25 protein-coding genes are annotated in these 22,395 nt (G+C 62.7%); 11 read left to right on the forward strand and 14 right to left on the reverse strand.

Going from position 1 to position 22,395, the window contains the following annotated elements:
* Window positions 1-140 precede the first annotated feature (140 nt).
* A complete protein-coding gene (gene mscL / locus JP75_RS10915; protein ID WP_035082685.1) occupies window positions 141-533 on the reverse strand; it encodes a large-conductance mechanosensitive channel protein MscL in 393 nt (130 codons plus the stop codon).
* Between the two features lie 168 nt (window positions 534-701).
* On the opposite strand from mscL, the gene JP75_RS10920 reads away from it, so the two are divergent.
* Window positions 702-2,321, forward strand: a complete 1,620-nt coding sequence (locus JP75_RS10920; protein WP_051960603.1) for an ATP-binding response regulator — start codon at window positions 702-704, stop codon at window positions 2,319-2,321.
* A 377-nt stretch (window positions 2,322-2,698) separates the two neighbouring features.
* Here JP75_RS10920 and JP75_RS10925 read toward each other — a convergent pair whose 3' ends face one another.
* The gene (locus JP75_RS10925) at window positions 2,699-3,088 is read right to left on the reverse strand and encodes a PRC-barrel domain-containing protein (protein WP_035082688.1); all 390 of its coding nucleotides are present in this window, start codon (window positions 3,086-3,088) and stop codon (window positions 2,699-2,701) included.
* A gap of 77 nt (window positions 3,089-3,165) precedes the next feature.
* Window positions 3,166-4,776, reverse strand: a complete 1,611-nt coding sequence (locus JP75_RS25280) for an EAL domain-containing protein (RefSeq protein ID WP_051960604.1) — start codon at window positions 4,774-4,776, stop codon at window positions 3,166-3,168.
* A 148-nt stretch (window positions 4,777-4,924) separates the two neighbouring features.
* On the opposite strand from JP75_RS25280, the gene JP75_RS10935 reads away from it, so the two are divergent.
* On the forward strand, window positions 4,925-5,182 hold the full coding sequence (locus tag JP75_RS10935; RefSeq protein WP_035082690.1) for a hypothetical protein: 258 nt from the start codon (window positions 4,925-4,927) through the stop codon (window positions 5,180-5,182).
* Complete coding sequence (locus JP75_RS10940) at window positions 5,182-5,475, forward strand: hypothetical protein (protein ID WP_035082691.1); 294 nt, start codon at window positions 5,182-5,184, stop codon at window positions 5,473-5,475. The genes JP75_RS10935 and JP75_RS10940 overlap by 1 nt, the downstream gene beginning before the upstream one ends.
* Window positions 5,476-5,519: 44 nt before the next feature.
* Here the strand turns inward: JP75_RS10940 and JP75_RS10945 are convergent, their stop codons facing one another.
* The 4 genes from JP75_RS10945 to JP75_RS26250 all read right to left on the reverse strand — a co-directional run bounded on the left by JP75_RS10945 (window position 5,520) and on the right by JP75_RS26250 (window position 9,035).
* On the reverse strand, window positions 5,520-6,185 hold the full coding sequence (locus JP75_RS10945) for a YiaD family glycine zipper/OmpA-like lipoprotein (RefSeq protein ID WP_035082694.1): 666 nt from the start codon (window positions 6,183-6,185) through the stop codon (window positions 5,520-5,522).
* 124 nt (window positions 6,186-6,309) lie between these two features.
* Window positions 6,310-7,380 (reverse strand): DUF4037 domain-containing protein, encoded by a 1,071-nt coding sequence (locus JP75_RS10950; protein ID WP_035082696.1) that lies wholly within the window; start codon window positions 7,378-7,380, stop codon window positions 6,310-6,312.
* A gap of 8 nt (window positions 7,381-7,388) precedes the next feature.
* Entirely contained in the window at window positions 7,389-8,714 is a 1,326-nt protein-coding gene (locus JP75_RS10955) for a hypothetical protein (RefSeq protein WP_035082699.1), read from the reverse strand.
* 42 nt (window positions 8,715-8,756) lie between these two features.
* Window positions 8,757-9,035, reverse strand: coding sequence for a hypothetical protein (locus tag JP75_RS26250; RefSeq protein WP_152565810.1), 279 nt, complete (start codon window positions 9,033-9,035; stop codon window positions 8,757-8,759).
* A 44-nt stretch (window positions 9,036-9,079) separates the two neighbouring features.
* Here JP75_RS26250 and hemA point away from each other — a divergent pair, with 44 nt between their 5' ends.
* From hemA to JP75_RS26785, 3 genes are all read left to right on the forward strand, one after another.
* Window positions 9,080-10,360 carry a 5-aminolevulinate synthase gene (hemA, locus tag JP75_RS10960; RefSeq protein WP_035082701.1) on the forward strand — a complete coding sequence of 427 codons (1,281 nt, stop codon included), beginning with the start codon at window positions 9,080-9,082 and terminating at the stop codon, window positions 10,358-10,360.
* A gap of 394 nt (window positions 10,361-10,754) precedes the next feature.
* Window positions 10,755-11,273: a GNAT family N-acetyltransferase gene (locus tag JP75_RS10965; RefSeq protein ID WP_051960632.1), complete on the forward strand. Its 519-nt coding sequence runs from the start codon at window positions 10,755-10,757 to the stop codon at window positions 11,271-11,273.
* A gap of 71 nt (window positions 11,274-11,344) precedes the next feature.
* On the forward strand, window positions 11,345-11,515 hold the full coding sequence (locus JP75_RS26785) for a hypothetical protein (protein WP_169745526.1): 171 nt from the start codon (window positions 11,345-11,347) through the stop codon (window positions 11,513-11,515).
* 292 nt (window positions 11,516-11,807) lie between these two features.
* Here the strand turns inward: JP75_RS26785 and JP75_RS10970 are convergent, their stop codons facing one another.
* From JP75_RS10970 to arsC, 5 genes are all read right to left on the reverse strand, one after another.
* Complete coding sequence (locus tag JP75_RS10970; RefSeq protein WP_035082703.1) at window positions 11,808-13,355, reverse strand: tripartite tricarboxylate transporter permease; 1,548 nt, start codon at window positions 13,353-13,355, stop codon at window positions 11,808-11,810.
* A 1-nt stretch (window position 13,356) separates the two neighbouring features.
* Entirely contained in the window at window positions 13,357-13,854 is a 498-nt protein-coding gene (locus tag JP75_RS10975) for a tripartite tricarboxylate transporter TctB family protein (RefSeq protein WP_035082705.1), read from the reverse strand.
* Entirely contained in the window at window positions 13,851-14,750 is a 900-nt protein-coding gene (locus JP75_RS10980; RefSeq protein WP_244446300.1) for a Bug family tripartite tricarboxylate transporter substrate binding protein, read from the reverse strand. Before JP75_RS10980 ends, JP75_RS10975 begins: the two co-directional genes overlap by 4 nt.
* A gap of 155 nt (window positions 14,751-14,905) precedes the next feature.
* Window positions 14,906-16,753, reverse strand: a complete 1,848-nt coding sequence (locus JP75_RS10985) for a putative bifunctional diguanylate cyclase/phosphodiesterase (protein WP_035082707.1) — start codon at window positions 16,751-16,753, stop codon at window positions 14,906-14,908.
* A gap of 84 nt (window positions 16,754-16,837) precedes the next feature.
* Window positions 16,838-17,266, reverse strand: a complete 429-nt coding sequence (gene arsC, locus JP75_RS10990) for an arsenate reductase (glutaredoxin) (protein WP_035082709.1) — start codon at window positions 17,264-17,266, stop codon at window positions 16,838-16,840.
* A 108-nt stretch (window positions 17,267-17,374) separates the two neighbouring features.
* On the opposite strand from arsC, the gene JP75_RS10995 reads away from it, so the two are divergent.
* From JP75_RS10995 to JP75_RS11015, 5 genes are read left to right on the forward strand one after another with little or no spacing between them, the layout of a single operon-like run.
* Complete coding sequence (locus JP75_RS10995) at window positions 17,375-17,698, forward strand: ArsR/SmtB family transcription factor (RefSeq protein ID WP_035082712.1); 324 nt, start codon at window positions 17,375-17,377, stop codon at window positions 17,696-17,698.
* Entirely contained in the window at window positions 17,695-17,946 is a 252-nt protein-coding gene (locus JP75_RS11000) for a hypothetical protein (protein WP_035082713.1), read from the forward strand. The genes JP75_RS10995 and JP75_RS11000 overlap by 4 nt, the downstream gene beginning before the upstream one ends.
* Entirely contained in the window at window positions 17,946-18,383 is a 438-nt protein-coding gene (locus tag JP75_RS11005) for a DUF1801 domain-containing protein (protein WP_035082714.1), read from the forward strand. The genes JP75_RS11000 and JP75_RS11005 overlap by 1 nt, the downstream gene beginning before the upstream one ends.
* Before the next feature lie 8 nt (window positions 18,384-18,391).
* Window positions 18,392-18,760, forward strand: a complete 369-nt coding sequence (locus tag JP75_RS11010; protein ID WP_035082716.1) for a DUF1801 domain-containing protein — start codon at window positions 18,392-18,394, stop codon at window positions 18,758-18,760.
* Between the two features lie 7 nt (window positions 18,761-18,767).
* Window positions 18,768-19,178, forward strand: coding sequence for an SRPBCC family protein (locus JP75_RS11015; RefSeq protein WP_035082718.1), 411 nt, complete (start codon window positions 18,768-18,770; stop codon window positions 19,176-19,178).
* 215 nt (window positions 19,179-19,393) lie between these two features.
* Here JP75_RS11015 and JP75_RS11020 read toward each other — a convergent pair whose 3' ends face one another.
* Window positions 19,394-21,802, reverse strand: coding sequence for a membrane-bound PQQ-dependent dehydrogenase, glucose/quinate/shikimate family (locus JP75_RS11020; RefSeq protein ID WP_051960605.1), 2,409 nt, complete (start codon window positions 21,800-21,802; stop codon window positions 19,394-19,396).
* Between the two features lie 30 nt (window positions 21,803-21,832).
* Window positions 21,833-22,318: a MarR family winged helix-turn-helix transcriptional regulator gene (locus JP75_RS11025; RefSeq protein ID WP_051960606.1), complete on the reverse strand. Its 486-nt coding sequence runs from the start codon at window positions 22,316-22,318 to the stop codon at window positions 21,833-21,835.
* Window positions 22,319-22,395 lie beyond the last annotated feature (77 nt).

Consider the following 22,395-nt stretch of genomic DNA (forward strand, 5'->3'; position numbering starts at 1 on the left):
ATGCCGTCCGATAGAGAGAATACTTAGGTGTCACTACGCACTTGTTAGGTATATTTGCCTAGTTTGAAATGGTCAACAGATATTATTCCTAGATCATAGACACAAAAAAGCCGGCCTCTGCAAGCCGGCTTTCGGTGACGTCAGACGCGGGGATTAGCGCGCAGGGCGTCGCGGATTTCGGTGAGCAGGATTTCTTCCTTGGTCGGGGCGGGCGTGGTCTCGACCGGCTCCTGGGCCGCTTCGCGCTTGAGGCTGTTGATGGCCTTGACCACGAGGAAGAGCACGAAGGCGACGATGGCGAATTTGACCACGGCATTGATGAAGAGGCCGACATTGACCCGCGCCTCGCCCACGGTCAGCACGATGCCGGAAAAATCGATGCCACCGATGATGATGCCGATGATCGGCATGAAGATATCGTCGACGATGGAGGACACGATGGCCCCGAAGGCGGCGCCGATGATCACGCCGATGGCGAGGTCGATCATGTTGCCCTTGACGGCGAAATCACGGAATTCCTTAACAAAGCTCATAGGTTCGACCCTCTTCAAACTGGAAAGCGGCCTCCGGTCAGGACGTTAACGGAGGGATAACCAACATTTCCGACCTTTCGGCAATTTGCAATGGTCCCTCAGTCGAACTTGCGCCGCCGGGGCTGGGAGCGGATAACGGCAGGCGAACCAGAGCTTGTCTTAAAATCCATGGCGCTTTCCTCTGCCGACAGTGCAGCCAGTCTCCGGCTGGCGATCGACTATCTGCCGCAAGGCATTGCCGTGTTCGATGCCGGGCTGCGGCTCGTCGTGTCGAACCGGCGCTATAATCTGCTGCTCGCTTTGCCCGAGGACCTGATCCGCGAGGGCACGGCGCTTTTCGACATTGCACTGTTCCTCGCCGAGCGCGGCGATCTCGGCGCGGGCGATGCGGCGCGGCTCGCCATCGAGCGCATCAACCTGCTTACCGAAGCGCCGATAACGGTGACCCAGCGCCTCGGCAATGCCGGGCAGACGCTAGAATTTCATTCGAGCCGGCTCTCGGATGGCGGACTCGTCATCACCTTTTCCGACGTGACCGCGCGGGTGAAGGCGGAGCGCGAACTGGAGCGGGTCAATTTTTCGCTCGAAGGTCGCGTCGAAGAGCGCACGGCGGACCTGACGCGCGTCAATGCCGAGCTGGAGATAGCGCGCGCCAAGGCCGATGCGGCCAATCACGACAAGACGCGCTTTCTCGCCGCCGCCAGCCACGATCTGCTGCAGCCGCTCAATGCGGCGCGGCTCTATACGTCCACATTGATCGAGCGGGCCAAATCGACCGCCTTTGCCGAACTGGCGACCTCCATCGAAGCCTCCTTGACGGCGGTAGAAGAGATCATGTCGGCACTGCTCGATATTTCGCGCATCGATAGCGGAGCGCTCAAGCCCGCGCCGGCGCCGGTAGCGGCGCAGGACCTGTTGCGCAAGGCAGAGGTGGAATTTGCTCCCCTCGCCCGCGAGCACGATGTGACGCTGCGCATCGTCAAGACGGCAGCGACGGTGATGGCGGATCGCTCGCTCGTAGGGCGCATCGTGCAGAACCTTGTTTCCAACGCGATCAAATATACCCCGGCGGGCGGCAAGGTGCTGGTGGGGCTGCGGCGGCGCGGCAATCGCTTGCGGCTCGATGTGATCGATACCGGAATAGGCTTCAATCGGGATCAGCACCGGCTGGTCTTCGCCGAATTTTCCCGGCTCGACCGGGCGGCGCGCATGGCGCAGGGGCTCGGGCTCGGGCTCTCCATCGTGCAGCGCCTCATCGCGGCTATGGACCTGACGCTGGAACTCGACAGCAAGGAAGGGCGCGGCTCGCGCTTTTCGCTCTACCTCCCCGTGGTGCGCAATGCGCGGCCGGCGCAGGGCGAAGCCTGGCCGATGGTGGAGAGCAATGTCGGCACACTCAATTTGAAGGTGCTGTGCGTCGACAATGAGAAGGCCATTCTCGAGGCCATGCAGGGCCTGCTTGAGCATTGGGGCTGCGATGTGCGCGTGGCGCTTTCGCTCAAGCAGATCGACAGGGAGCGCCTGCTGGAGGGTTGGTATCCCGATCTCGTGCTGATGGACTATCACCTCGACCAGACTTCGGGCCTCGATGCCATCGAATGGCTGCGGCACAATCTCGGCGGGCATCTGCCGGCGGCGCTGGTCACGGCCGATCGCAGCCCGGCGGTGCGGGCGCTGGCCGAGGATCGCGGCATCTTGGTGGTGACAAAGCCGGTCAAGCCCGCGGCCTTGCGGGCAACGATCAGCGGACTTGCCAATCAATCGGGGCGAGGGACGCGGGCTGGGTAGGAGGGGAAGGCTCTCACCCGCCGGCTTCCTCAGGGGACTGTTCACTAGAGAGCACCGCACCCCCACCCTTGATCCCTCCCCACAAGGGGGAGGGGGACGATAGAGCTGGGAGATCGAGGCAAGCGCCTCCCTCCCCCTTGTGGGGAGGGAATGAGGGTGGGGGTGAGGGGGGCCACAAAGCTGCTAAAATGACCGCTGTTCGGCCCGCAGGGCCGTAAGTGTAGGGTCTTCCGAGATCCAAAAGCCCAAAACCAAAAAGGCCGGCACCCGGAAGGGGCCGACCCGATGCAGTATCATTTGTTTGAAAATGGCTGCCTGAAAAGTCTCTGGTGCTGAAAGCCGGTCGGTGCCCGGGTTTTCCCGAGCACCGGAAAGGGTCAGATCCAGTAGGGCGTCACGCCATAATAGTCGTAGACGCGGCGACCGTTTTCTTCGGTAAAGTAGTCGTCTTCTTCGCGTTCATAGCGCGGGGCACCTTCGAGCTGGTCCTTGGTCACATCGACGCGGTAGCCGCCGAGGCTTTCGTCATAGTTCAGCTTCGACCAGGGCAGCGGATAGTGTTCGTGCCCCATGCCGAGGAAGCCGCCGAAGCTCAGCACCGCGTAGGAAACCTGGCCGGAGCGCTTTTCGACGAGAATGCGTTCGATCGAGCCGATATGCTCGCCCATGGGGTCGTAGACCTTGGTGCCTTCCACCTTGTCGGAAGCGATCAGATCGTGGGTTTCCTTGATGTCGGCGTCTGCCTTGCGAACGTCATCATAGGCCATTTCGGTCCTCCTGGGTTTGTCCATGGCCGAGCAACGCCGCGTGGCGCGAAGCGGTTGCCCGGCTTGAGCAAATGTGATCAGGCAACCAATCGCGGCCGGGCGCTGGGACGCGGCCCGCGTTCGGCGATGAAGCGGGCAAAGGCCTCGCGGTCGAGGGGGCGGGAAATATAGTAGCCCTGGGCGAAGTGAACCTTGCCCGAGGCCTTGAGTTCGCCGAGGCGCGCGGCGGTCTCGACGCCCTCGACGACGATCTTGCGGCCCGAATCCTGCACCATGTCGATGGCGTGATCGAGCATGCGGGCCATGACCGATTCATCGGGGGCCATGGCAAAGCTGCGGTCGAGCTTGACCCCATCGACCGAGAGGCCCGCTAGCGTGTGCATGGACGAATAACCGGCGCCGAAATCGTCGATATAGATGTGCACGCCCGCATCGCGCAGGCGCTCGATCTCACCCTGGGCCGTCTCGAGGTCGAGGGCGCCGGTCTCGACGATTTCAATTGTCAGATCGAAGCGCGAAGCGGAGCCGAGAAAGGGCGCAAAGATGTCGAGCAGCACGGAGGCATCGAGATCTCTTGGAAAAATATTGAAATTGACCTGCATGCGCTTGCCCAGGGGCACGAGCGGCAGCAATTCGGCATGGGCGCGCTCGACGATGAGGCGCGTGAAGGGCTGAGTCAGGCCATGCTCTTCGACAATGGGAATGAAGCGATCGGGATAGATCAGGGTGCCATCGACATCGTGCCAGCGCGCCAGGACTTCGCAGCCGGTGACGAGGTCCTTTTCGAGATCGAGCAGGGGCTGGTAGGCGCAGGTGACCCCGCGCGACTGGAAGCGGCGGAGGAAGCGGGATTCGAAGGACCAGTGGCGCGCCAGCAGCGCATAGAACTTGCTCGATAGCCAGGCCGAGACGATGCCGCAGACGATGAGGCTGAGGGCGGCGACGGCCCCGCCGAGGCCCAGCAACTGCCCGATCGTGGTGCGGGCGGCGATGCAGTGAAGCCCCGCCGGATCGCATTGAATGGTGGTGAGCGCGCCTTCTCGCAGGCCCATGGGGCCATCGGGCTCGGTTATGCTGGCGGCATAGAGTCCGGGCTCGCCCGAGGCATGCCACCAGCGCCCGTCATGGGCCCGGATCACCACTTCGAATTGCAGCCATTTCGATGCGGTGGCTTCCACCGGCGTCGTCGGGACGACCATGCCGTGATTGCCGCGCACGGCAAAGGCCCCCTTGAGCCCGCCGAGGCCGAGGTCTTCAAGATTGCGATTGAGCCAGAGGGTGACGGTAAAGCCGTTGGCGGGGAGAATATCGGGCTCGCCAAGATCGATCGGCTTGGGCAGAAGGCCGTTATTGGCGGTGCAGATGATCTTGCCGCTTTCGAAGAAGAACAGCTCGTTCATGCCATCGGGCAGAAAGGCGACGCGACGCTGCTGGGCCGCATAATCGGCCGAGCAGGGATCGGCGGTAAGCTGCTGGTCCATGATGTCGAGGGTCGAGATCACATTGGTGCGCACGCGCGTATAGGTCTGCATGACCCGCGCGACTTCGGCATCCATGCTGACATGCAACTCGCGCAGGATGAACCAGGCGCTGCCCGACAGGAGCGCGAGGAAGCAGACGATCCAAAGCACCGACTTGACCTTGTTCTGGTGCCTTGCCGCTATGAGAAACGATATAACTGTATTCATCAGCGCCCCCCGCCGAGCGGAATGATGCGCAAGGACCTCTCAAGGCCGCGTTAATCCCCAGCCTTGCCAATTCGTCTCAAATGGAACTGTCGCCTTCGACAGGCATTTTTCCTTGAGGGTCTTAAGCGCATGAGACGAGGAGGGAAAAATGGTTTTCGGCAATCTTGAAGAAGAGATCATGAACCGGGACAACCTGACCCCGATGCAGATTGCCCAGCACAGCCTTTTCACCGCGCGCGAAAAACTCGACCTCCTGCAACAATTGCGGGCCGATGCTGCCGGCGCCGCGGCCGAGGGCCGTGAATTCGGCTTCACCGCGGGCGAGATCGACGAGGCCATCGCCCATGTGCATAGAGGTGTGCAGGATGGGGTGGGGACGGAAACGGCATTCAAGGGAGATTACTGATGGCCAATGACAAGGACGGGCCGGCGCCCAGCGTCGCCAAGGTGGATTTTCTCATCGACGAGAAGGGTTCCAGGATCGACGTGCCCGACGGCTCGGACCTGCGCCCGACCGGCGACATCGAAACTGCCATGGGCGGCACGAGCCCGGCGCAGTGGTGGCTCTATGGCGTGGTGGCGATCGTGGTCGTCGCCGCGATCGTCTTGGCGATGCAGATATTTTCGGGTGCACCGGGCACTGCGGTGCAGCCGGGATCGCCAACTGCGGCACCGGTGACCGAAACCACCACGCAATAAAAAACGGCCCCGAAGGGCCGCTTTTCAGATCGTAAATGACCGGTTTAGCCGCGGATCGGCGAAATCTGGATTTCGACGCGACGGTTCTGGGCGCGGCCGGCTTCGGTGGCGTTGGACGCGATCGGGCTCGACGCGCCCTTGCCTTCGATGAAGAAGCGGCGCTGGTCGATGCCCTGATTGGCAAGGATAGTGGCGACGGAAACGGCGCGGCGCTGGCTGAGTTCGAGATTGTGCGCAGCGCTGCCGGTAGAGTCGGTGTGGCCATACACATCGACAATGGTCTTGTCGAACTTGCGCAGGACGAGGCCAACGGAAACCAGCGTCTGGTTGAACTGCGGCTGCACGGTAGCCTGGTCGGTGGCGAAGGTGATGTTGGAGGGCATGTTGAGGATGACCTGGTCGCCGACGCGGGTCACGGAAACGCCGGTGCCCTGGAGCTGGGCGCGGAGTTCGGCTTCCTGCTGGTCCATATAGGAACCGATGGCAGCGCCGCTGAGGCCGCCGACACCAGCGCCGATCAGCGCGCCGACGCGCGGGTCGCCGCCCACGGCAGCGCCCACGATGGCACCGGCAATGGCGCCGCCGCCAGCGCCGAGCAGCGTGCCGCCGGCGGTGTTGGAAAGCTGGGACTGGCCAGTATAGGGATTGGTGGTGGTGCAGGCAGAAAGTGCCAGAGTGGCGGCAAGCGCGACGAGAACCTTGGTCTTCATGTTTTCCCCCGAAGGAATCTGAACAGTGGCCTTTGATTGACCTTCATTACGGCAGGAGCGTGATGAGGGAAAGATGCTGAACGATGGATGAATAAGACCGGACGTATTGACGGCTTCAGTTCGCCTACTTGCCCAGCACCTGCCTGATGACGGCGCGCGTCTTGCCCGGATCGGTCAGAAGCGGCGTCAGGTCGCTGACCTGATCGATGGCGCCCACGACCGGCAGCGCCGAGAGTGCGGGATCGGCGATGGCTGATATGGCGCTGGCCACGGCGTCATCGGTATTGATGGTCAAAAAGGGCCGGTCGAAATAGGGCCCGACAACCGACTCGAAGGGCGCGATATTTTTCGATGTTTGCCACTGTGCCAGTGCCAGATAGGCGGATGCCAGGGCCTCGCCCCGCGCCTGCCAGGCCTCGGCGCGGAGGGCAGTGTCGAGATGCGGGATAAGCGTCTTGGCGATGGGCAGGCGCGAAAAGCCGGTGCCGAACCATTTGGGATAGGGCGCATAGCGCCGCTCCAGCAGGAAACCCATGGCCATGACATCGCGGCACAAGCGGGCGGCGATGACGCGGGAGCCGAGATCGTCGCCGGCCTGCCCGGCGCGGCCGACAAAGGCCTGCTCCTCGGCAATGCGGCGCCACTGGCAGGCGATCTTGTAGAGCCAGACATCGCGCGGGAAATAGGCGAGCGTTTTTCGCAGGGCTTCGAGCCGGCCGCCATCGTCGCGAAAAACGGCGCCGGCCGTGAAGGCGAGGAGGCTTTGTTCGGGCAGGCCCAGCCAGTCGAGTGGCATCAGATTTTCGAGCGAGCGGAGGCCGGTATGGGCCTGCAAGCGGCCTTCGAAAGTGTGAAATTCCAGCCCATGCTCCATGGCGCCGACGGCATCGGGGCCATTGGCGGCCGGATGCGGGCGACTGCGCCAGCCTGCGGGTTCGCCGAGGAAGGTTTTGGGCACTACCGCGGCGAAATCGGCCAGCAGGCGGGCGGCGTGAGCCGCGAAATCGCGCGCGTCGAGATAGATATGGACCCGCGGCCCCCAATTGTGGTCCCGGGAGGTCTCGTCGTCAAAACCCAGCAATTCCGAGCCGTAGCCGATCAGCGCGGCGGAATGCGGCAGGTCGGGCGCGGCGCGGGAAAGCCAGGGCGCGACGATATCGCCGTAAAAGCGGCGCGAGAGTTCGATGCCCTGCATATTTGCCCTCAGCGCAGGCGCTCGACCGACGGCGCCATCTTGTGCGGCGCGACATCGCGGGCCTCCACTTCGTCGAGCAGGCGCAGGATTTTTTCGACATTGGCAATGTGGCGCTGCTCCATGGAGAAATTCAGCGTCACGTAATCGCGGCCGGGGCAGAAGGTGCAGATATTCACCGCCGCGTGCCAGGCGCCGCAATAGAGCGGCTCGACCATGCCATGGGTCATGGGCCCATAGGTGCGGTGCGGGGGAACGAGGGTGAGCACGATGTGCATGCCGCCGTTGAAGCGCCAGAAGCGCTTGTTGGGGAGGCCCGGGAAGACGCGATTGAGCGCGCGCATAGCCCGGAACATGGACATGATCACCACCTGGAAGGAAGTGATGTCCTTCTGCTCGATGCCGGCCACGGTGTCGTCGACGGCGCGGACATAGGCGACGAAATCGTCCATCACCTTGAACTTGGCTTCGAGCGCACGGACGCGGAAGAAGTCGTCGTCGGTATTGTTCCGCTTGGTGTCGAGCATGGTATAGGCCGCGCCGATCACCTTCTTGCTCATCAGCTTTTCCGCGCCCTCGCCATTGAGGGCATGGGTGACGAGCGCGAACATCAGCGAGCGCTGGCGCACGCCGAGCTTGTTGGCAAGCTGGCGCAGGCGATGCCGCTCGATGGCAAGGGTCTTGAAACCCCAGGACTGCTCGGGGGGCGCGAAAACATTGGCGAGCACGAGATAGATGAAGGCCGTCATGCCGCCGCGGAAAGCGCTCTTGACCCGATCAAAGAGCGGCAGCTTGTTGCCCTTGTCCGACTGCACGCCGTGGCCGGCCGAGGCGGAACGCGTGAGAAGCGCCGAATCCGAGCCTTCGAGAAGCGCATGGCTCGAGCGCACCTGCAGCACCGAAGCGCGGCCCTCGGCATCCGGCCCGCCCCGGCGCACCGCCACCATCAGGCGAAAGAGCGGCAGATCCCTGCGCTCAAAAATGTCGTCGGATTTGCTCAGCCACTTGTCGGGATAGCCGTCGAATTCGTCGACCACTTCGACCGAGGTGATGGCATCGAGCAGGTGTTTTGGAAAGGGCTGTCCGGGCTGGGCGCCGACAAAGCCATGGGTGAGTTGCGGAGCCAGGGCCACCATTTCGGCGACCACATTGCCCAGGCTTTCCTTGTCGTAGCTCTCGGTCGAAAAGGCGGTGAAAAAGACCGTGTCGTGGCCCTGATAGAGGAACCACTGGAAATCGGTGAACAGAGCCTGCGGATCGCGCTTTACGGCGGCGCTCGCCAGGGCCATCGCATCGGCGTGCTGGCCCGCGAAAGAAGACGAAGAAAAACTCTTCACTTGATACCCCCCTCGTACCGTATCCCCCCGGCAGAGGTTGATCTAAGCGCACTCTTTATTAACCGGCAATGACTTGGAACCGCGCCGGTTAATGCGCGGCGGCGCAAAACGCACGATTTTGTCGATTTGTGACATTATTTTCAGGCCTCGGGCCTGCTCACCAGCGGCATCAAGCGGTGCGACGATCTGCAGTTGGCAGAGGCCCGAGGAAACTTTAGAATGGTTCTTGAAATCATCGCCGGAGAGTCTCCGGCTGCGCGTCGAATTGACATATATCAATGCGGTTGCCGCCCCAATATGTAGGGTGCCATGCAGCCGCATCGGCATCCCTGCCGGGCCCGCGGCAGGCGTAAAGGAACGGCCCCATGGACTATCGCGGTATCTTCGAGGATGCAGTGGACACGCTGCGGGCGGAAAAACGCTATCGCGTTTTTGCCGATCTCGAGCGCGTCGCCGGGCGCTTTCCCAAGGCCATCTATCGCGACGATGCGGACAATGCCCGCGAAATCACCATCTGGTGCTCCAACGATTATCTCGGCATGGGCCAGCACGAAAAGGTCGTGAGGGCGATGCAGGATACGGCCGGCTCGATGGGCGTCGGCGCCGGTGGTACGCGCAATATTTCGGGCACCAACCGCCCGCTGGTCGAGCTTGAGCGCTCGCTCGCCGACCTCCACCGCAAGGAAGCGGCCCTCGTCTTCACTTCGGGCTTTGTGTCGAATGAAGCCGCAATCTCGACCATTGCCCGGCTCCTGCCTGATTGCATCATTTTCTCGGACCAGCTCAACCACGCCTCGATGATCCAGGGCGTGCGCCAGTCGGGCATGGAAAAGAAGATTTTCCGGCACAATGACGTCGCGCATCTGCGCGAACTCCTGAGCCAGGTCGATCGCAAGCGCCCGAAACTGATCGCCTTTGAATCCGTCTATTCGATGGATGGCGATATCGCCCCGATCAAGGAAATCTGCGACCTTGCCGAAGAGTTCGGCGCGCTGACCTATATCGACGAAGTCCACGCCGTGGGCATGTATGGCCCGCGCGGCGGCGGCATTGCCGAGCGCGAGGGGCTGATGGACCGGATCGATGTCATCGAAGGCACGTTGGCCAAGGGTTTTGGCGTGATGGGCGGCTATATCGCCGCCAATAAGGCGATCATCGATGCGGTGCGCTCCTATGCGCCCGAATTCATTTTTACCACCGCCCTACCCCCGGCCCTTTGCGCCGCCGCGCGTGCTTCCATCGAGCACCTCAAGGGCAATGGCCATGAGCGCATGATGCACCAGCGCCAGGCGCGGCTGACCAAGGCGATCCTTGCCGATGCCGGCCTGCCGGTGATGGAAACCTCCACCCATATCGTGCCGCTGATCGTGGGCGATGCGCGTGCGGTGAAAGCTGCCAGCGACATGCTGCTTGAAAAGCACAATATCTATATCCAGCCGATCAACTACCCGACCGTGCCCAAGGGCACCGAGCGGCTGCGCATCACGCCGACCCCGCTCCATACTGACGAGATGGTGTTCGAACTGCGCCATGCTCTGGTCAGCGTCTGGACGAGCCTCGAACTGCCACGCGAGAAGGCGGATGCGGCGATTACGGCAAGCAAGCTGACCTCGGGCGATTTGACCCTGCCGAGCTTGGGTGGCTGATTTTTTGCTCCATCCAACACGACGTCATCCCCGCGAAGGCGGGGATTTCTGTTTGTGGCTTGGTGCATCCTCAACCCCTGAACGTCATCCTCGGGCCTGACCCGAGGACACTTCACTTTTTTCGGCATCGCAAGTGTAGAGCCCTCGGGTCAAGCCCGAGGGTGACGCGCCGTAGAGGCCCTGCCCACCGCCCCCCTTGACCAAAATCCCGCGCCGCGACAATTATTTGTCATGATGCATCCCGCACCCAAACTCCGACGTTGTGGCTTCCAGTCCCATGTGGACGGGGGCTTTGCGCCTGGGCGACGAAAAGGCTGAGTTTTATCACGCCGTCATCGACTCAACGCATACCTGCCTCCGCCCGGTTGGCAGGTTTTTTGTTTTCGGATTAGTGATGCCTCCTCATTTCGTCGCCTTCAGAACGGCCACCGCGGCAGACGTACCGGCCATTCGCGCGCTTGTGCGCGCGGCCTATTCCAAATGGATCCCCATTATCGGCCGCGAGCCGCGCCCCATGCTCGCCGACTATGCCGAGGCCATCCACGATTTCCGCTTCGACCTGCTCACCGTCGACGGACAGGTGGCCGGCGTGCTGCAGACCTGCCTTTGCGCCGATCACCTCTGGATCGAGAACGTCGCCGTGCACCCGCATCACCAGCGCCGCGGCCATGGCCAGGCGCTGCTGGTGCTGGCCGAACAGCTTGCGCGCCATGCCGGGCTCGGCGCCCTGCGCCTCCTCACCAATGCGGCCTTTGCCAGCAATGTCGCGCTCTACCAGAAGCTCGGCTACGAAATCGAGCAGAGCGAAGCCTTCATGGGCGGCACGACGCTCTACCTGACGCGCCAGCTCGCCCCTGCCGCTCCCATTCGCCCAGCGCATGGCTGGAATAACGAGAGCCGCACTACCGCTTGAGGCGGACAAGGATCATTTAGGGGTCATGGAAGCGAGCCGGGATCGTCCCGGGTCCGACAGAGGAGACCACCATGAGCACCCCCCGCAAGAACAAGTTCTTTGCGACCCTCGACACCTTCGTCACCGTTTTCGGCAGCGCCGCAGCGGTTTCGGCAGCAGTTGAGGCCGGCCGGGCGCCCAAGGCGAAGCACCTCACGGCCCTCGGTATCGAACCCACCGCCTTCCGCTCGATCGGCCGCTAACAGCCGCGCGGGCCGCTGCTCCCTCCCGGCGTTTTGCCTCCCAAAACGCCTAGCGGCCTGATGCGCTAGAAGCCGACACAAAAGCCCGGATGCCAGTTTCCCTCCCTGGCCTCCGGGCTTTTTCTATTTTTGGGCTTTTTGGCCATGCGTGGGCTGCATGGCGGGCGGACTTCTCACCCACCGGCTGTCATCCCGGCGAAGGCCGGGACCCATCTTGAGATCTCGGGATGGGCCCCGGCCTGAAGCCGGGGTGACAATCGAGTGTTGGAAGGTTTCAGCGAATAGCTGATTCTCAGTCCTCGTCGCTCGCCAATTGCCCGAGCACAGCACCCTTGCCACGCATGCGCATGATGATGGGCAGCACCACGGCAATGATGGCCACGGCATAGAGCACCAGCGAAATCGGCGAGTGGAACAGCACGGCCGGGTCGCCCTGGCTGATCGAGAGGGCGCGGCGCAATTGCTGTTCGGCCATGGGGCCGAGGATGAGCCCCACCACCACCGGCGCGATCGGATAGCCGAAGCGGCGGAGGAGATAGCCGAGGACGCCGAAGACCAGCAGCAGCACCAGCTCGAACGAGATGCGCATGGAGCCAAAGCCCATGGACATGGCCCCGTTGGCGCCCAGCGTGCCGAGCGTCGCAAAGGTCAGGATGCCGGCATAGAGCCAGGGTTTCGGAATGGTGAGGAGTTTCACCCAAAGCCCGATCAGCGGCAGGTTCAGGACCAGCAGCATGAAATTGGCGACGAGCAGGCTTGCGATCAGGGCCCAGACCAGCGAGGAATTGTTGGCGAAGAGCAAGGGGCCTGGCTGAAGACCGAATTGCTGGAAGCCGGCGAGCATGATGGCCGCGGTTGCCGTGGTCGGCAGGCCGAGCGTCAGCAGAGGCACGAGCGTGCCGGCAGCCGAAGCATTGTTGGCCGCTTCAGGCCCCGCAACGCCTTCGATGGCGCCGTGGCCGAATTCCTCGGGCTTTTTAGCAAAGCTCTTTTCGGCGCTGTAGGAGAGGAAGCTGGCGATATCGGCGCCGCCCGCCGGCATGGCGCCGATGGGGAAGCCGATAAAGGTGCCGCGCAGCCAGGAACCCCAGCTCCGCTTCCAGTCGTCCAGCGTCATCCAGACCGATCCCTTTACGGCCATGACCGAGGCTTCGACCTGTTCGCGGTCGGCAGCGGTCTTCAGCGTTTCGCCGATGGCGAAGAGCGCGACCGCGAGGGTCGTCACCTCGATGCCGTCGAGAAGGTCCAAAATACCGAAGGCAAGGCGCGTCTGGCCGGTCTGTTGGTCGATGCCGATAATGCCAAGGCCAAGGCCGATGAAGAGCGCGGTGAGGCCACGTAGCGGGCTATCGCCAAAGGCGGCGGAGACCGTGATGAAGGCCAAAACCATCAGCGCAAAATAATCGGCCGGGCCGAAGGAGAGCGCGAATTTTACGACGAAGGGCGCGACGAAGGCGAGGCCCAGCGTGGCGATCAGCCCGGCGATGAAGGAGCCGATGGCGGCCGTTGCGAGGGCGGGGCCGCCCCTGCCCTGCCGGGCCATCTTGTTGCCTTCGAGCGCGGTGACGATCGAGGCGCTTTCGCCGGGCGTGTTGAGCAGAATGGACGTGGTCGAGCCGCCATACATGCCGCCATAATAGATGCCGGCGAACATGATGAGCGAGCCGGCCGGGTCGAGATTGTAGGTGACCGGCAGCAGCAGCGCGACCGTAAGCGCCGGTCCGATGCCGGGCAGGACGCCGACGGCCGTGCCGAGGGTAACGCCAATAAGCGCATAGAGCAGGTTCTGCACCTGCAAGGCGGCGATGAGACCCTGGCCGAGAAGTTCAAAAGTGTTCATCTCAGAAGCTCCCCGTCACGATGAAGCGTTCCACCGGCCCCTGCGGCAGCGAGAGTTGCAGGCCGCGCGCAAAAATGAACCAGACGATGAAGGAAAAAACGATCCCGATGGGAATGGTCTGCCACAGCGGGCCACGCCCAAATCCCTTGGCGGTCAGCGCAAAGAGCACGCCGGTTGCCACCGAGAAGCCAGCCGTCGAGAGCAGCAGGATCTGCGCCACGAGGCCGCCGACGATCCAGGCGATGGGCGCATAGTCATCCTTGCTGCGGGCCGGAAAGCCATTACGCAGGGCCGAGACCAGCGTGCCCAAAGCGAGGAGGCCGAGGCCGCTGGCGACGATATAGGGGAAGACGGTCGGGCCGACGCGCTGCTGGATGGGCGGCACGCGCATCTGGCTCGTCTGCCAGAAGATGATGATCGAAATGGCGGCGAGGATCACCGCGATGACGAGCGCCGCCCCATCGGGGCGGCGCGTGCTGTTGGATTGGCCAGCGCTCATTGCACGAGGCCGATATCTTTCAGGATGGTCTCGGTCGCGGCGATATCGGCAGCAAGCTGCGCATCAAAGGCTTCACCGTCGAGATAGGTGTCGACCCAGCCCTTGGTTTCGAGCGCGGTCTGCCAGGAAGCCGAGGTTGCCAGCGCCTTCACGTCGGCAGTGATGGCGGCCTTCTGCTCGGGCGTGATGCCGGGAGCAGCGGCAACCATGCGCCAGTTTTCGACGGCGAGATCAATACCGGATTCCTTGAGCGTCGGGCCATCGACGCCGGGGACGCGCTCTTCAGACGACACGGCGAGGAGACGCAGTTCGCCGGCCTCAATCTGCGAAGCAAATTCGCTGATGCCGGAAATGCCAACCGTCACCTGGCCGCCGAGAATAGCCGCAAGGGCTTCGCCACCCCCGGAATAGGCGATGTAATTGACCTGGGTCGGATCGACGCCAATGGTTTTTGCGATCAGGCCCGCCGTGATGTGGTCGACACCACCGGCGGAGCCACCAGCCCAGGAAACGGCACCGGTATTCTCCTTGAGCTTGGCGACGAGATCATCAAGCGTCTGGATATCGGAGGCGGCCGGCACGACGATGGCGACGGCTTCACCGGTGAGGCGCGCAATCGGGGTCACATCGGCGAGGGTCACCGGCGACATATTGGTCAGGATGGCCCCGACCATCACATAGCCACCGACGATCAGGGCATTGGGATTGCCGGCGTCCTGATTGGCAAACTGGGCGAGGCCGATGGTGCCGCCGGCGCCGGGAACGTTGGTCACCTGCACATTGCCCGAAATGCCTTCGGCGGTGAACGCTTCCTGCATGGTACGGGCGGTCTGGTCCCAGCCACCGCCGGGCGCGGCGGGCGCCAGGATTGTATAGTCGGCAGCGAAAGCGGGCATGGAAAGGGCGCCAGAAACCAGCGCCGCGAGAAGCAGCTTGTTCAAAAGATCCTCCCAGAACAAAGGCGAACGTCGTTGCGTTCGTGCCCTTACTGTAGGGAGGCTCCCTGTCATCGTCCTGTCACGGGACTTTTGGTCGGTCCGGGACGAAAAACCTAAGCGCTGCGGCGGTTTAGGATGTTGGCGCCGTTCGCACGCCCCTGTGCATAGGCCTCGAGGAGGCGCGTGCATTGGGCAGCGGAAACGGGCTTGGAATAAAGATAACCCTGCGCCAGACGGCAGCCGAAACGACGCAGGGCATCGGCCTGCGCCTCATATTCCACCCCTTCGGCGACGATGCGCATGCCAAGCTTTTTGACGATATCGACCAGACCGGAAACCACCGTTTCGCTGGGTCCATCGACACCGAGCTTGGTAACGAAAGATCGGTCGATCTTGATGACATCGACGGGGAAGGACAGGAGGTGCGTGAGCGAGGCAAAGCCGGTGCCGAAATCGTCCAGGGCGACGAGAATGCCGCGGCTGCGCAGCGCTTCGACCGCATGGGGCACGCTTCTGTCGCTGCCACCGACAAAGACGGCTTCATTGACTTCGAGCACGATATGGCTCAGCGGCACATCGGCCCAGCCAAAGATGTCGATGATGCGCTCGGCCAGATCTCCTCGCTGGAAATCGCCCGTGGTCACATTGACCCCGACATGCTGGAAATCGATGCCCGCATCGAGCCAGCCGCGCATGTCCTGCGCCACCTGTTCGAGCATTTTACCGGTCAGTTCGCAGGCAAGGCGCGGATCGGTCAGGGCCAGATGATATTCGCCCACCGACACCATTTCACCGCCAATACGCAGCCGCGCCAGGGCTTCGAGCCCGACGATCTCATTGGTCTCGAGATTGACGATGGGCTGGTAATAGGGCTCCACCAGATTTTCGGAAAGCGCCTGATCGAGCTGGCGCACCAGGGCGATGCGATGCGTCATTTCGGTGCGCAGGTCGGCCTCAAAGGCCATATAGCCGCCGCGGCGCGCTTCCTTGGCGTGGTAGAGCGCAAAATCGGCATTTTGCGACAGCGTATCGGCATCGGTGCCATCGACGCCGAAGACCGCGCCGCCCATGGTGACATGGGCCTCAAAGGACTGGCCGGACATTTCGACCATGCCGGTGGTCGCATCGCTCACGAGGCTCGCCCAGTGTTCGAGCATATCGTGGCTGGCGCAGCCGCGGGCGATGATGGCGAATTCGTCTCCGCCGAGGCGACAGGGAATGAGGGTGGGATGCACGGCACTGAGCCGCGCGCCGACCGTGGCGATCAGCCGGTCGCCAGCCGCATGGCCGATCGTGTCATTGACGGATTTGAGGTGATCGATATCGAGCAGGATCAGGCCAAAAGGCTGGTCCATGCCGATATGCTCGCTCAAAAGCTCGTTGTAGCGGCCACGATTGGGCAGGCCCGTCAGCACATCGTAATAGGCGAGGCGGAAATTGCGGTCGCGGATGCGCTCATGCTCGATGGCGAGAGCGCAGAGATGGGCACAGGTTTCGACGATATTGCGCTCGGTAGCACTGGGGCCGCGGCACGAGCGGAAATAGAAGGCGAAGGTCGCGATCACCTCCCCGGCGGGATTCTTGATGGGCGTCGACCAGCAGGCTTTCAGACCCAGCGGCAGGATCAGGGCGCGAAAATCGTCCCAGAGCGGGTCGATGGCAATATCGGTGACGACGACTTCCTGCTTGCGATAGGCCGCGGTGCCGCAGGAGCCGGCCTTGGGCCCGGCTTTCATGCCATTGATGGCGGAAGAATAGAATTTGGGCAGGCTGGGCGCGGCCAGCGCACGCACGGTGCTGTGCTCATCGACCAGCAGGATGGAACAGATGGCTTCGGGCGCGAGTTGTTCGGCCCGCTGGCACAGCAGGCGTCCAATGGCCGGCAGGGCTTCGCCCTGGGCCACCGCCTCCAACACTTCGGTCTGCAACCGCAAAAGTTGCTCTGTCTCGCCGCCGGTCATCACCGTTTCTCCGGGATTCCAGAGGAGAATGCGCGAGCCGGGTAAAAGGAGCGTTCTGGGATTGCTGGCTATTGCATAAAATTGTCAGTTATCGCCGACCCGCCTGCCTTCGCCATCGATAACCACTTCGCCGTCTTCCTTGGTGAAAGGGCCGATATCGGGATTTTCCAGAATATCGAGAACCAGTTCCGAGGGTCGGCAGAGGCGCGTGCCGAGCGGGGTCACCACAAAGGGCCGGTTGAGCAGAATGGGGAAGCGCATGACGGCGTCGAGCAGTTCATTATCGCCCCTGGCCAGATCGCCCAGCCCGAGCGCGTCGAAGGGCGTATCCTTCTGCCTCAGGGCCTGACGCAGGCTCAGCCCGGCATCGGCGACCAGCCGCAGCACCGTCGCCCGGTCCGGTGGCGTCTGCAGATATTCAACGATTTCGGGCTCGACCCCGCTCTGGCGGATCATGGCCAGCGTGTTGCGCGAGGTGCCGCAATCGGGGTTGTGATAGATGGTCACGGCCATGGCTGCGCTCCGTTTCGCGGTTGCGGCACTTTCCATAGCATTCCCCGCTTGACTCTCAAATAGCCATGGAGCTATGAATTAACTCATAGCCAACGAGGTATTGATCCAATGCAGCCGGGACCAGACACGGTATTCAAGGCGCTGGCCGACCCGACACGACGGGCGCTGTTCGAGCGTCTTTGTCGCGAGGGCGAACATACCGTGGCCGTGCTGACCGCTGGCGCGGGCGTGTCCCAGCCGGTGGTCTCAAAGCATCTCGGCGTCTTGAAGGATGCCGGGCTCGTGCGCGGACGGATCGATGGACGGCAAACCCACTATAGCGCCCAACTGGCCGCGCTTGGTCCCCTGGTCGATTGGACCAAGGAAATGGCGGGGTTTTGGGAAGACCGATTTGATGCCCTGGAAGATCTGTTGAGGAGAATGGACCAATGAGCGAAATCACCACCACACCATCCCGTTCTGCCTGGCCGCGCTGGGTCCGGCAATCGCACCGCTGGATTTCGGTCGCCTTCGTTTTGAGCGTGATCGCCACCTCGATCGCGCTGGCGCAGCCGGAGCCGATCATTTGGGTGTCCTATGTGCCGCTCCTTCCGCTTCTGCTGCTGTTTTTGACCGGCACCTATCTCTTCGCCCTGCCCTATTTTGCCAAGTGGCATCGGCGCGGCCGGGATGTCGCCTGATGACGGAGAGAAAGCCGCTCAAGCCCAACAAGGATGGCGTCGTGCTGCTTTCGGGCGACAATCCGCAAATCGCCAAGGGTTTTGGCGATGAACCGGTATCAGCCTATCTCGACGCCGTGCCCGGCTGGAAACAAAGCGTCTGCCGCGAGATTGATGCGCTGGTCGTGAAAACCGTGCCAGGGGTGAAAAAGGCGGTCAAATGGAACACGCCGCTTTATGGGCTCGATGGCGAAACGTGGTTTTTAAGCATGCACTGCTTCAACTCCTATGTGCGCCTGACCTTCTTCAAGGGCACGGAACTTGAGCCCATGCCGGCCAAGGAATCCAAAGTTGCCGGCGTGCGTTACTATGACGTCACCGAGGCGGCCGGGATCGACGAAAAGCAGTTCGTCGCCTGGGTGAAGCAGGCCGTGCTGCTGCCGGGCGAAAAGATGTGAGGGTGAAAATGACAGACAAGAGTGCTGCCGAAAAAATCGATGCCCGCATTGCTGAACTCAGCGGCTGGCGCGGCGAAATGCTGGCAAACATCCGCAGGCTGATTAGGGAGGCCGATCCCGAGGTCGTCGAGGAGTGGAAATGGGAGAATCCGGTCTGGTCGCATGGCGGTATCATCTGCACCGGCGAGGCCTATAAGGCGGCGATAAAGACCACCTTTCCCAAGGGGGCAGCCCTTGCCGACCCGTCCGGCATCTTCAATTCGAGCCTGACCGGCGGCACGCGCCGGGCGATCGATTTCCGCGAGGGCGACGCGATCGACGAAGCTGGTTTCAAGGCGCTGATCCACGCCGCCATTGTCCAAAATCATTCGAAATAGGTTTGCCATGACCGAAGCCACGCCTGAAATCCGCACCGTCGTCGTTGAACGCGATTTTTCCCATAGGCCGGAAAAGCTCTGGTGGGCGCTGACCCAGCCGCACTTGATCAAGGAATGGCTGATGAGCAGCGATTTTGCGCCTGACCTCGGCCACAAGTTCAAGTTCACCGCCGATTGGGGCGCCATTGATTGCGAGGTCAAGGAGATCGAGCCCAATCGCACGCTGGCCTATTCCTGGGACGCCTATGGGCTTGAAAGCGTGGTCACCTGGACGCTGACGCCCATCGCCTCGGGCACGCAATTGCGCATGGAACAGACCGGTTTCCGGCCCGACCAGAACCAGGCCTATCACGGCGCGCGGATGGGTTGGCAGGACTACTTTGGCAAGCTCGATGATGCGCTTGGCCGGATGGAGTAAACGGAGCGGCAGCTATTGGGCTTGCCGCGCCACCCCTCACCCTAACCCTCTCCCCGCAGGGGCGAGGGGATTGGGCCGGTGAGTTGTGCAAGATAGTGCCAAATACTCGATCTGATCCCCTCGCCCCTTCGGGGAGAGGGTCAGGGTGAGGGGCCCGGCAATAACTACAATCAAAGCCCGGCCGCGAGCCAATTCGCGCGGCCGGAACCTTCACCTCAATCCGGCAGCTTGAACGCCACGACCTTGGTCGAGAAGCGCGACTGGATGGCGCCCTGCCCACCGGCAACGACGGCGATATATTGCTTGCCATCGAGCGTGTAGCTGATCGGCGCGCCACCGGCGGCCGGCAGTTCGGTCTTCCAGACTTCCCGCCCGCTCGCCAGTTCATAGGCCCGCAGCATGTTGTCCTTGGCCGCCGCGATGAACACCAGGCCACTGGCGGTGATCATCGAGCCGCCATGCGTCGGGGTGCCCATGGTCCAATCGAACGGCAGGGTGATGCCGAGCGCGCCGCTGCCCTTGGAGGTGCCAAACGGCTGGGTCCAGAGCATCTTGCCGGTATTGAGATCGACCGCGCTCAGATAGCTGTAGGGTGGATCGATGCAGGGCACGTTGAGCGCGGTGAGCCAGAAATAGGGCGCCGCGGCATAGGGCACATTGGCCTGGGCCACGAGGCCGCCGACTTCACGACGATCGCCCCATTCGCCCTGTGGCTTGGCGCCGCGCGCATCCGCCTCGTCGCGGGTGAGCAATTGCACATAGCTCGCAAAGCGGTTGGAATTGACCACCATGATGCCGCGCAGCGGGTCGACGGAGACGCCGCCCCAGTTCATCGCCCCGAAGGTACTGGGGGTCTGGATCGAGGGCGTGAGCCCCGGTGGGGTATTGGTGCCCTCGTAGCGCGCTTCCTTGAATTTTACGCGGCAATAGAGCTGGTCGAAGGGTGACACGCCCCACATATCCGCCTCGGTCAGCGTCGCCATGCGGAAGGATGGCAGGCTGTTCGAAAGGGGCTGGGTGGGTGAATTGCGCTCTTCGGGCACGACGCCATCCTGCGGCATCGGGGTTTCGGTAACCGGGAAGATCGGCTCGCCCGTGTTGCGATCGAGCACAAAGACTTCGCCGGCCTTGGTCGGCTGCACCAGCGCCTTGCGCATCGTGCCCGAAGCATCGGGCAGGTCGATGAGCGAGGCCGGTGAAGCCACGTCATGGTCCCAGATGTCGTGATGCTTGGTCTGGAAGGACCAGCGCAGGCGACCGGTTTCGGCATCGAGCGCCACGACCGAGGAATTGAACTGATCGTCGAACTCGCGGCGCTGGCCGCCGAAGAAATCGGGGGTGGCATTGCCGGTTGGCAGATAGACGAGACCCAGTTCTTCGTCGGCAACGGCCGGGGCCCAGCTATTGGGGGTGGCGACCGTATAGCTTTCGCCATCGGGCGGCAGGCCGGTGCGATCCTGGCGGCCCAGATCCCAGGCCCAGGACATTTCGCCCGTCACCGCGTCAAAGGCGCGGATGACGCCCGAAGCTTCGCCCCAATATTGGCCATCGGTGACCCAGCCGCCGACCACGACCTTGCCGCGCACAAAGGTGGGCGCCGAGGTGATGGAATAGTAGCCGCCGATGATCTTGCCTTCAAAGTCGTGCATGCCGACCAGAAGGTCGACGCGGCCGCCCTCGCCGAAATCGGCGCAGAGCTCGCCGGTCCTGGCATCGAGGGCGATCAGCTTGGCCGTGGCCGTGCCATAGAGCACGCGTTCGGCACAGGCGCCGGTCATGCCCGGAACCTTGTAGTAGCTCACGCCGCGGCAGGTGCCGCCATGGCCTTCCGAGCCGTCATAGGTCCAGCGCTCGGCGCCGGTCGCCGCATCGAGGGCAAAGGCCTGGCTGAAGCCGTTGCACATATAGATGCTGTCATCGATCTTGAGCGGGGTCGAATTGTTGGCGGGAATGCGACCCACATCCACCGACCAGGCGACTTCCAGATTTTCGACATTGTCGAGGGTGATCTCCTCGAGCGGGGTATATTTTTGGCCGCCCTGATCACCACCAAAATAGGGCCAATCGGCGCCGGTCTGGCCGAGGGCCGCCGCACCATTGGGCTCGGTGGGATAGGCGCCAAAGCCGGTCTGGAAGCGCGGGTCCTGTGGTAGGCTCGGGGCGCTGATGGCATAGAGCCCGGCGCCAAGCGCCACCGAAACGACGGCGGTCGAAGCGATGAGGCCTGCGGCACCGAAGGGCACGCGCTTCGTCAGATCAAGCGTGCCGGAAAGGGCATGCTGGCTCCAGGGCAGCAGCAGCCAGATACCAAAGGCGACCGGGATCATCAGGCGCGGCAAGAGAGCCCAGCCATCGAAGCCGACTTCCCAGATGGCCCAGATGATGGTGAGCGCCAGCGTCAACCCGAAAATCCAGGCGCCGAGGCGCTGGCCACGGAACAGCAGCACGGCGGCAACGAGGAACAGAAGACCCGAAACCAGGTAATAAAGCGAGCCGCCAAGCACCGCGAGATAGGCGCCTCCGCCCACGAAAATCAGGGCTATGACGCCCAGGACAACGGCGAAGAGGCCCATCAGGCCGCGTTCGACGATGTGAGGCGCCCTCGCCTCACCTCCACTACTCATAGTCTTCCTCCCTTGGGATTGTTGTATTGCTTACGAGGCCGCCCTGATGGGGGCCTTGGGTGCGTAGAGCGCCTCGTTGAGTTCGGCCGAGAGCCCTTCGATGCGTTTGAGAAATTTGGCGATGGCGACGAGATCGCTGTCGGAGAATTCGGCCGTTCCGACCTGATATTCGGTGCGAATATGCTCGTGGAGCGCCAGCGGCTCGGCGGCGGCCTCCGTGTCGAGCACGATGAGCACGCTGCGCCGGTCGTCGGGATGGCGGGCGCGCATGATGTAGCCGGCGCTTTCCAGCCGATCGAGCAGCGCCGTACCGGCGCCCGAAGTCAGGCCCAGATGAGTGATGATGTCGCCGGGACTGACCGGCTCACCCTTGAGATACAAATAGCCCAGGCAGCGGAAATCGGTGGGGTGCATGCCCTGCGCCCGCGCCGCGCGCTCCTGCGCTTCCTCGGCCCGGCGGATCATGAGGGTAAGCGCCGACCCGACCCGGTTTTCCAGCTCCGTTCGCGTGTCCATCATTATCCCCATGACAAAGAATCTTGACCATAAAGATATTTGTCATCGAAACCTCTGGCAAGCGGGCATGCAAGCAA

Origin of the sequence: Devosia riboflavina, assembly GCF_000743575.1 — a bacterium.
In the GTDB taxonomy this organism is placed as follows: domain Bacteria; phylum Pseudomonadota; class Alphaproteobacteria; order Rhizobiales; family Devosiaceae; genus Devosia; species Devosia riboflavina.